Annotated in this window: 5 protein-coding genes; 4 read left to right on the plus strand and 1 reads right to left on the minus strand. The window is 47.7% G+C overall.

The window, feature by feature from the left end:
* Positions 1-31: 31 nt before the first annotated feature.
* Positions 32-919 (minus strand): FtsQ-type POTRA domain-containing protein, encoded by an 888-nt coding sequence (locus QUB20_RS12600; protein ID WP_333246376.1) that lies wholly within the window; start codon positions 917-919, stop codon positions 32-34.
* A gap of 337 nt (positions 920-1,256) precedes the next feature.
* On the opposite strand from QUB20_RS12600, the gene QUB20_RS12605 reads away from it, so the two are divergent.
* The 4 genes from QUB20_RS12605 (at position 1,257) to QUB20_RS12620 (ending at position 10,587) form a co-directional block, all read left to right on the plus strand.
* Entirely contained in the window at positions 1,257-2,588 is a 1,332-nt protein-coding gene (locus tag QUB20_RS12605; protein WP_333056118.1) for a P-loop NTPase fold protein, read from the plus strand.
* Positions 2,589-3,270: 682 nt separating this feature from the next.
* The gene (locus tag QUB20_RS12610; protein WP_333291390.1) at positions 3,271-8,745 is read left to right on the plus strand and encodes a WD40 domain-containing protein; all 5,475 of its coding nucleotides are present in this window, start codon (positions 3,271-3,273) and stop codon (positions 8,743-8,745) included.
* 304 nt (positions 8,746-9,049) lie between these two features.
* Positions 9,050-9,856, plus strand: a complete 807-nt coding sequence (locus tag QUB20_RS12615; RefSeq protein ID WP_333246372.1) for a TPM domain-containing protein — start codon at positions 9,050-9,052, stop codon at positions 9,854-9,856.
* A 107-nt stretch (positions 9,857-9,963) separates the two neighbouring features.
* Positions 9,964-10,587 (plus strand): precorrin-8X methylmutase, encoded by a 624-nt coding sequence (locus tag QUB20_RS12620; RefSeq protein ID WP_333152258.1) that lies wholly within the window; start codon positions 9,964-9,966, stop codon positions 10,585-10,587.
* The last annotated feature ends 242 nt before the right edge of the window (positions 10,588-10,829 follow it).

Raw genomic sequence — 10,829 nt, forward strand, 5'->3', positions numbered from 1 at the left:
TCAACAATCAACTTTAGATAAGTTTAGCAAACTATTTAGCAATTAAGTCCGACTCCAAACTGCCGGGGAGTTGTGGCAAATGGACGATCGGCGAAGCAGGATTTTTTAAGTCAATGTAGGCTATGAGGCTTGAATCTATCTGTTTTGGCAATTGTCGCATTCGGTCTAAAACCTTAAGTTGCTCCGCAGTCTTGGAACTGTACGGCCCTAAGTGTACGGTACCGATCTCTGTTTTCAAGATCAAGTTGTTCGGGTTTTGCCAATTAATCTCAAACACTTTCACCGTCAAGCCGCTGAGTCCTTGGTAAAACTTCGGCCAAGACGCGCGATACTGTTCCAAAGGCCCGATGACTTTTAAAGTTGGCAAAGAACGCTGAGGCTGCGTTCCCGGAATGCTGCCGGGCCCGATCGAACTATTCTGCGATCGTACAGCAGTATAACTATCCGACGGCATCCAACCTCCGCGAGCGTCCAGCCACCCCACTTTTTCCTTGTCACTGTTCGATCTCAACACCGCCGTCGGCTGCGCCACCGCCACGGGCAAGCGTTCTGCCACTTCTATAGTCAAACTCGGTGGAAACAAGTTACGAGTCACCTTCGCTTTGGCGATCGGCCCGGTGGACTCCAGCTTTTCGGCCAGGGCCTGCGGTTGAATCCCCCACAGCGACTGCGGGTAAGACAGCGGCACTAAAGACCGCACCGCCTTATCCGATAGCCACTGATTGCCCTCCACCTTCACTTGTTCCGATCGGGCAATCAACCAAGCCGGCTGAGCAATCCACCACAACAAACCTCCAGCCATTGCGCTTGCTGCCAGCATTTGCCACACCACAGCCGCCAATCGAGCGCGACGGATCTGCCGCAACTTTTGGCGCCTGCGCCCTAACTCTGTTTGAGAAACCGCTCCAAAACTAGCCATCTACCTCTTGACAATATAGTAATTAACGATTAGCACAAATTCAAAACTGTTTAATCTTTCTCTCTCGAACCCTGTTTTCCCCTACCATTTAACCAGATATCCGCAAATTTACCCATACTCCTGCCAATATCAGTAATATCACTGATCCCGCTAAGTAATAAAAAATTATTAATTAAAAATTCCCAATTCCAGCGCCGGGAAAACCCCTTACCAGATCAAGGTTCTTTGGGTATTTAGGGCATTACCCCACAGGGCAAAAGGTTACAAATCAAACTAAACTCAAGTAAAGAAAGTTTAGACTTTCGATTAACTTTTTAACTTTTATTCGGCTTCAATTGTGATCGCACTCGAATTAGACAGATTCTATAAAGCCTGCAACCCCAGCAAGACCCTTGTTGCGGGAGACCCAGGGGATTATCAATACTACATTGATTTTGGTTCCGTGCGTGGCGGCAAAATCATTGAATCTTTACAGCGAACCATTACCCGCATCTCCCCCAACGAGCCAACCTGTCAGCTATTTACAGGGCATATCGGTTGTGGCAAATCTACGGAATTGTTTCGACTAAAAGCTGAGTTAGAGCAAGAGGGTTTTTGCGTCGTCTACTTTGAGTCTTCCCAAGACTTAGACATGGGGGATGTAGATATCAGCGATATTTTGCTGAGCATTGCCCGCCAAGTCAGCGAAACTATGGAATCGGCTAAAATCAAACTCAGACCGAGCTATTTTACAAATCTGTTTGCAGAAGTGGCAGAATTTTTGCAGACTCCCATAGATTTGTCAGCGGAAGCCGAGTTATCTGTAGGCATTGCTAGAGTGACTGCTAAAACTAAAGACTCTCCCAAACTGCGATCGCAACTTAGGCAATATCTCGAACCCCGCACCAACAGCATCTTGCAGTCGATCAACGAAGAACTCCTCAACAAAGCTAACGCCGAACTCAAGCAGCAAGGTAAAAAAGGGCTCGCAGTCATCGTTGACAACCTCGATCGCCTCGACGCCTCCCTCAAACCCAGCGGACGCACACAGCCAGAATACCTGTTTTTAGACCGGGGCGAACAGTTGAAAAAACTTAATTGCCATGTTGTCTACACGATTCCCTTGACTTTGATTTTTTCCAACGACTTCGGCCGCCTCGCCAGTCGATTTGGAGTCAAGCCCAAGGTGATGCCCATGGTACCAGTGCAAGTGCGATCGGGCGAAGACCACCTCGAAGGAATGGCACTGCTGCGCCAGCTAGTATTAGCCAGAGCTTTCCCCGCAGTTGCTCCCCATCAACGCATTGATTTGATTTCCCAGGTGTTTGACTCTCCCGAAACTTTAGACAGGCTTTGTCGGATTAGTGGCGGTCACGTTCGCAATCTACTGATGCTTTTGTATAGCTGTTTGCAGCACGAAGACCCTCCCTTCTCTCGCGAATGCCTCGAAAGCGTCATTCAAGAATATCGCGATGACCTTTTGGGAGCCATCAATGACATGGAATGGGAATTACTGTTTCAAGTTGTCAACCGACAAAGTGTAACAGGCGAAGAAGAGTCTCAAATTTTGTTGCGAAGTATGTTTGTCTTTGAATACCGCGATCAAGAAGGTCGTTGGTTTGGGATTAATCCAGCCCTAGCAGAAACCCGAAAATATAAGGAGTGGCTGCAGCGCAGTGAGCCAAAATAGTTGGGATTTTTGAGATAGCTTCGTGACTCTAAAAACCCTTAACTACGAGGGATTTAGAAAGAATTTAACTAAAAATTCATCGCTCAAAACTCCGAAATCTTACCATCCAATACAGAAATCAGTCAGCGGTTTTTTCCACTGGCTAATTTCTGTTGAATGCTGGCTATAGGCGGTGTATTTTATTGTCCTCTAAAACTTTGCCACCACTAAGGACTTTGCCCACTCTCAACTCTCATATCTGCAATGTCAGACCCCCTATGTCTGTTTTTAGCTGTTGCTCTTAATTTCACATAATCCCATACCGGAGTACATTTTTTTTGCTGTTATGCTAAATGCCTGCTACAGATATATCGAAGTTGTTTACTAATAGCTAGCCGTCGGTATGATCGTGAACTAAGCAGTTGGCTATTTATGATCTGTAGTCCTTTATATATCGCTTAATCAAAAAATCTAAGATAACCTTAAATTTTTATTCGCAAGTCTAGCATTCTCTGAGATTGAGAGGTATGATATCTTTACATTGGATCTAATAAATATGTAAGTATTGATAGGACAAGTACGGAAAACTACGTATTTATACAGAGATAAAGCGTCAGACAGAGACGGGGATGTCTAAGTAGAGACGCTTTCAGTCACGATGGGCGAGCGTTAGGTAATTGATTAATGCAAAAGAGGTGCACGCATGACCGATCTAATTAAGGTACAAGAAACTGCAAACTACAACGAGCGCTCGCTCAAAACTCTGGTCAGGTCAATCACAATGTCTCAACACCAATTCTCGCTAATTTTGGTGCGCTGCAACTACGAGCAGTTGCGGCAGCAAATAGCGCAGCGGCTGCGAGAAGTGTCCCCAGTTCCAATTCAAGATATCGTCCTGCCAGCTTCAGTCAAAACCCTCTACACTACCCTGCTCTCAAGCTCTTTCCAGGAGGGGTACTCGCCTGTGGATGCCGCCTCGGCTTTGATGGTATTCGGTTTAGAAACAGTAGTAGCGATCGACGAACTGATGGCTTCTACCAATCAAGTGCGAGACGAATTTCGCAAAAATTTTTCCTGCCCAGTGATCTTGTGGGTAACAGATGACATCGTGACCAAAATGATTCGTCTGGCCCCGGATTTCAAAAGTTGGGCCGCCGCCACAATTAAATTTGAAATGGGCGTTGACGAATTAATTAATTTCCTCGCTAGGCGGGCCGATACTATATTTAAAATAGGCGAACTCAATCCAGAACTCGCCAGCAGCAACGTCAGCACCATCGCTAATTGTGAGACCTGCCAAACCCCGTCCGAAAAACGCGGTCTGGAGCGGGAAATCAGCCCCGGAGAAAACTTTCTAACTTTTAACTCTGGGCCCCAAAACCGACGACAATCAGATGTCCACTCGTACTCGCCGTTGAGTCCCGGCAATACCTTCGATTTGGCGATCGGCTCTTTGCCACGCCGAGAACTAGAATTAGCTTTAAGAGATTTACAAAATCGCGGTGAAGAATTAGAACCCGCCCTCAAAGCCAGCCTGCAATTCGTTCTCGGTCGAGATTACTATGTCAGCGACCAAACCGAAACTGCCTTAATTCACTACCAAGAAAGTTTAGTCTTTTGGCAGCAGAAAACGGGCCACAGGGAACTGGAAAACTTGGAACATTCCGAAAACCCAGAAACCTTCTCCTCCTTGTCGAATCCTGTGCCCAAAATTTTATTTTTAGAGAGAGAAGGCATAGTGCTGTTTCACATAGCCCTGTGTCACCGCTTGCAAGCAGCCAGAAACCCCGTAGCCAACCGCCAGCACTGGGAACAAGCTTGGATTAGCCTGGAACAATCTAGAAACGCTTTCTCCCTGGCCTCACGCCCAGAATTGGTAGCTGAGGTGACAGCACACCTCGGAGAAGTGCTGCAGCGCCTGAAAGCTTGGGGAGAGTTGCAAGCATTAGCTGAAAATTCTTTGCAGTTGCACTTCACTTACGGTACTCCCAGCCAACTAGCTCAAGATTACGGCTTTTTGGCTGAAGTTGCCCTGCAAGAGTCGAGGTGGAGTCAAGCCCGCCAGCTAGCCGAGTTGGCTTTGGCGATTTTGGATCAAACGCCTAATGATTTGAGATTGCTGATTGAAGATTTGAGATTGGGGTTTGAGGGAAATTATCCAGAATTTGTGGGTACTAACGAGTTAAGTAACGAACCCAAATCTAAAATCCAACATCCTAAATCCGACAGGAGTTCGTATCTTTTACTTTTAGCGCGAAGTTTGCGACAGCTAGGGCAGTGGGAAGCGGCGGTTCATTCTTTGGAGTTGGCTCAATCTCAAAGCGAGCCGAAGTACGACCCCCGACTTTACATCGATATTTTGACGGAATTGCAAGCGGTTTATTTCGAGCAGGGAGAGTATCTTAAAGCGTTTCGGATTAAAAAAACCCAGCGTTCGATCGAGTATCAATACGGATTTAGAGCTTTTATTGGAGCCAGCCAATTGCAGCAGCAGCGCCAAGCAGTCAATCCTTCAGGCCCCTCAGCTCAAAACCAAGCTGCCATCGCAGCCTCCATGACAGCTTACTCGCGCCAAACAGATATCAATAGCTTGCTAGAAAGAATTAGCAGGGACGACCATAAATTAACTATTATTCACGGGCCCAGCGGAGTCGGGAAAAGTTCTCTAGTCAATGCCGGCTTAGTACCAGCTTTGAAAAATATTACTCCGGGTGCGCGGGATACATTGCCCGTAGTAGTCAAAGTTTACACCGACTGGCTGGTGGAGTTAGAAAATGCTTTGAACAGCGCACTGTACGACAAACAAGCCGAAGAGGAAAGTAAATTAATCTCGAAAGGAGTACAGGAAATCCACAAAAGAAGTTGCTCGGTTATTCCTGCTCGCAGCTCGGAAGTCTCTTCTTTTATTATAGAACAGTTGCGCGAAAATGCCACAAATAATTTGTTAACTGTGCTGATTTTCGATCAATTTGAAGAGTTTTTCTTTGTTTCAACTTCTGTGGCACAAAGACAACTTTTTTATAATTTTTTGCGTTTGTTTTTGAACTTGCCTTATGTCAAAATAATTCTGTGCTTGCGCGAAGATTATTTGCACTACTTACTAGATTGCGATCGATTCCCAAATCTTGATGCTATTAACAATAATATTCTCGACAAAAGCATCCGCTACCAACTGCGGAGTTTTTCTATCAAAGACGCGCGGGCTGTCATCGGACACTTAACAGAACGGGCAGAATTTTATTTAGAGCCGGCACTGATCGATGCCTTCGTAGAAGATTTAGCAGACGAACTGCAAGAAGTGCGACCAATCGAATTGCAGGTAGTAGGAGCGCAACTGCAAGAAGAAGGTATTACCAGTCTAGCACAATACCAGCAATTGGGGGACAATCCCAAAGCAGAATTAGTGAAACGATCGCTCGAAAGAGTCATCTCTGACTGCGGGCCCGTTAACGAAGACGCAGCTTGGAAAATCTTGTTTTCCCTGACAGATGAAAGAGGCGTAAGACTGATAAAAACCAAACACGAACTCTCGTTAGTTACAGGCCCGCAGCCAGCCGATGCCCGCGAAACCGAATTATCGGCGATCGGCAGAAACCGAATTTCCCTACCGCGACAGTTCGCTGCATACCCTGAAAGCCGACCCAAGAAAACCGACAACCTGGACTTAATTTTAGACATTTTAGTTGGTCACGGTTTGCTATTTTTGCTACGGGAAGCGCCCGAAGACCGCTATCAATTGGTACACGACTATTTAGTGCGACCGATTCGCCAAAGATTCGGCTTAGAAGCGAGACTCCACAAAGCAGAAGCGGACAAAAAAATGAGTCAAGCACAGCTCTACCGAGCCAATACTTTTCTCAAACAACTGCTGGGAGTAGCAGTGATCGGCGTCATGCTGCTCACCAGTTCCACCATCGCAGCCGTAAATTTTTGGTGGCGGGCTGTGGGTCAAAAACAGCTAGCTGTCGCTCAAACTCAGCGAGCCGAAATCAGTACCCTGACAGCAGCTTCGGAAGCACTTTATTTCTCAAATAACAAATTTGACGCCATGATGGAAAGTTTGAGAGCTGGTAAAAAGTGGAAACAGATCGAACACTCCCAACAAATGTATACTCTCAAAGACACCGAAATCCTGATTTCTGCAGCCCTCCAGCAGGCAGTTTATGGAGTCAAAGAACGCAACCGCTTGGAAGGACACGGCGATGTAGTTTGGGGTCTTAGCTTCAGTCCAGACGGCGAGACAATAGCTTCTTCCAGTGTAGATAAAACCGTCAAACTTTGGCGGCGCGACGGCAGTTTGCTGGCAACTTTCAAAGACCACACTAACAGTGTCTCCTGTGTCGCGTTCAGTCCCGACAACAAAACCATAGCGTCGGCAAGTTTAGATAAAACTGTCAAAATTTGGCAAACTGACGGCCGTTTGTTAGCTACTTTCAAAGGGCATACTAATAGCGTTACCAGCGTTGCTTTTAGTTCTGACGGTCAAACGATCGCCACTGGCTCTACTGATAAAACTATCAAACTTTGGAAAACCGACGGCACGCTGCTGCGAACGATCGAACAATTTGCTCCCGTAAATTGGCTAAGCTTCAGCCGCGACGGCAAAATAATCGCTGTGGCGAGCGATGACGGTAGTGTGAAACTGTGGAGTTCTGACGGTAAGTTAATCGCTAATTTATGGCACAGCGAAAACAGACAACCCTCGAAAATTTACACCGTCAGTTTCTCCCCCGATGGTGAAACGATCGCCAGTGCGGGTGAAGATAAAACGGTGAAAATCTGGAGCATCGCTGCACTCAAACACCCACCAACAGAAAATTCAACACCAGCAAAAAAAGGTGAACTGCTAACAACTTTGCGGGGACACAGCAAGTGGGTATTCGGTGTCAGTTTCTCCCCCGATGGTCAAACACTTGCTTCGGGAAGTGCAGACGGGACTGTCAAACTCTGGAATCTTGCTGGTGTTGGCGACAAACGCCCAACCGATGCTAGCAACATTAAACCAGAGAGTCGCTTACTGAGAACTTTTGAGGGACACGCCGATCGAGTTACTCAGGTGAGTTTTAGCCCGGAAGGCAAAACCTTGGCTTCGGCAAGTTTTGACAAAACTATCAGGCTGTGGCGACTCGATGACGTGCCGCTCAAAACCCTCGACGGACACCAAAACCGGGTGCAAGGCGTTACTTTCAGCCCCGACGGCCAAAAGCTGGCTTCTGCTTCTACGGACAACACTATCAAACTCTGGAGCCGCACGGGGGTTTTGCTGGAAACCTTGGAAGGACACACTCAGAGAGTCGCCAGCGTCAGTTTCAGCCCCGACGGCCAGCTACTTGCTTCTGGGAGTTACGACAAAACGGTGAAAGTCTGGAGTTTGACAGAAGATGGCATGAATAATATTCTCCCTTGTCCTTCGGCTCCGCTATTCCCGTGTTCGCCTTCTGTGCTGTTGACTCTCGACGGCCACGCCGACAGCGTGATGAGCGTGAGCTTTAGCCCCGACAGCGAGGTTCTGGCAACGGCTAGCAAGGATAAGACTGTGAAACTCTGGACTAGAAACGGCAGGCTGATTAAGACTTTGACGGGACACACAGGCTGGGTGACTGGGGTGACTTTCAGTCCCGACGGCTCGATGCTGGCTTCTGCAAGCGATGATGGTACTCTCAAACTCTGGAATCGGGACGGTCGTTTGCTAAGAACGTTTGAAGGAGCTCACAACAGTTTTGTGTTGGGGGTTGCTTTTAGCCCTGATGGCAAAATGCTGGCTTCGGCTGGTTACGACAATTCGGTGAAATTGTGGAAGGTAGATGGGACTTTGGTGGCGACGCTGCTGAAGGGTTCTAGCGACAGCGTGACTAGCGTTGCTTTTAGCCCGGATGGTTTGTTGGTTGCTTCGGGTAGTTACGATCATAAGGTGAAACTGTGGAGTCGCAGCGGGACTTTGCTGAAAACTTTGACGGGTCACAAGGATAGTGTGATGAGTGTGAGTTTTAGCCCGGATGGGAAGGTTCTGGCTTCTGCGGGCCGGGATAATCGGGTGATTTTGTGGAATTTGGATCTTGACGATTTGCTGGTGAGGGGCTGTGACTGGGTGGGAGATTATCTGAGAACTAATCCTAATGTGAGCGATCGCGATCGGCGTCTGTGCGACGGGGTGGCGTCTAAACCAAATCAATTTTAGATTTTAGATTTTCGATTTTTGATTGGGGGATTCAGTCGATTTTAGATTTTAGATTTTAGATTTTCGATTGGGGGATGCAGTCGATTTTCGATGTTACTCACCTCCTTGAGGAGCTCGATCGCTAATTTCTGGGCCCTTCCCCCTCTCCTTCTCCCCCTCCCCTTTCTCAAAAACTCTTTCCCCCTTCCCCTTGCTCTCGGCTTCCTGTAAAGTAAATAATTGTAAAGAAATATGAGTTTTCTCTTATCCTCTGGTTAAGACCGCCAGCTAGCATTCACAATTAAGACCCGGATTATAAGTTCCTATGTCACAGCTTTTCCCGCGAAAATTTCTAGCCTCTGTTGCCGCATTTTTTCTGGCTTTGTCCGTGTGGACGATCGCACCTGCGGCCCACGCTTTCAATAATCCCGATTTGTTGCCGTCAACTCAGACGCCGATCATTGATTTAGCTAAAGCCCTCACGGATATTGAAGAACAAACTTTGGCAAAAAATTTAAAGGCATTTGAAGCCGAAACCGGCTGGAAACTGCGAGTGCTGACTCAGTACGATCGCACCCCCGGTTTGGCTGTCAAAAGCTATTGGGGGCTAGATGACAAGAGTGTGTTATTAGTTGCTGACCCGCGAGGGGGCAATTTGCTCAATTTTAATGTGGGCGACTCGCTGTATCCGCTGCTGCCGCGCACTTTTTGGGTGGAACTGCAAACCCGCTATGGTAATCAATTTTTTGTGCGGGACAATGGCGAAGATCGAGCGATTATTGAATCTTTGGAGTCGATAGAAGGCTGTTTGCGTCAGGGCGGATGTCGCGTGGTTCCCGGTTTGCCGAGGGAACAGTGGATTCTGACGTTAATTACATCGGTGGTTGGCGGCGTCATCTGCGGGTTTGCGGCTCAGCCTCGGAAGCCGGGACAGGTTGTGGCTTGGCAGTGGGCGCTGATTTTTTCGCCGCTGTGGGGCATTCTGTTTTTCGCTTTCGGACTTGGGCCTGTGGTGACTCGGACTTCTGACTGGTTGCCTTTGGTTCGGAATGTGGCCGGTTTTGCGATCGGAGCTTTGGTGGCATTCCTGACTCCGGTGTTGGGCAAATCTTCTTCGTCGTCGGAAACTTAGTTGGCAGTTGGCAGTTGGCAGTGGGTAGATTTTACTCAACAGTCAACGAATGACTAAAAGCTGGTAAGCTGATACCTGACAACTCAGAGGCGACAGCTATCCAACAAATGGAATGGCACGTAAGCGATGCCCAGAGTCTGGGATTAATCGATAACGAAATTGGCGACCACGGTTTTTCAGCGGCGGAGTACGAAATAGTCCGCCGCGTGATTTATGCGACTGCTGATTTTGAGTACAAGTCTTTAATTAGTTTTTCCGATCAGGCTTTGCAGGCTGGGGCGGCGGCTTTGGCTGCTCGGACTACGATCGTGGTAGATGTGCCGATGGTGCAGGTGGGCATTACGCCACAAATCCAAAGTACCTTTGCGAATCCGGTTTACTGTTCGATGGAGGCTTTGACGCGCCCCCAAAAGGAAAGGACGCGGGCGGCTTGGGGGATTGAAACTTTGGCAAGACGCTATCCTGAAGGGATTTTTGTGGTGGGCCAGGCTCAAACTGCTTTGTCGGCGATCGTAGATTTGATTGAATCTGAGGAAATTCGACCAGCTTTGGTGATTGGGACTCCTTCTGGGTTTGTGGGGGTGGATGTGGCTAAGTCGCGGCTGCACGATTCGATGATTCCTCACATTCGGATTGAGGGCCGCAAGGGTTCTGCGGTGGTGGCTGTGGCTATTGTTAACGGGCTGGTGGATTTGGCTTGGCAAGCTTACGGCCAAGAGGGGAACAGTTGAGCGAGAAGTCAGCAGTCATTAGTCATTAGTTATTAGTCGTTCTGGATTATTTCGATCAGTCTTGCGGTTAATTAACCAACTTTCAAACGATCGTTGACTTTCACTGCTGCGTCGGCCCGCTAGCAAACCTTCAACTCCAATATGTTCGTCTAAATCAACCCATTCATACCAATTTTATATGAAGTTGCATAGAATAAAGATAGTGTTTAGAGGGCATCAGTGATGACACGCCAACTGATTCT

It is taken from the genome of Microcoleus sp. B4-C2 (assembly GCF_036705265.1).
Taxonomy (GTDB): domain Bacteria; phylum Cyanobacteriota; class Cyanobacteriia; order Cyanobacteriales; family Microcoleaceae; genus Microcoleus.

Coding starts and splice junctions, on each gene's coding strand:
- QUB20_RS12600 (WP_333246376.1), bottom strand. CDS start 919: ATGGCTAGTTTTGGAGCGGTTTCTCAAACAGAGTTAGGGCGCAGGCGC.
- QUB20_RS12610 (WP_333291390.1), top strand. CDS start 3,271: ATGACCGATCTAATTAAGGTACAAGAAACTGCAAACTACAACGAGCGC.
- QUB20_RS12615 (WP_333246372.1), top strand. CDS start 9,050: ATGTCACAGCTTTTCCCGCGAAAATTTCTAGCCTCTGTTGCCGCATTT.
- QUB20_RS12620 (WP_333152258.1), top strand. CDS start 9,964: ATGGAATGGCACGTAAGCGATGCCCAGAGTCTGGGATTAATCGATAAC.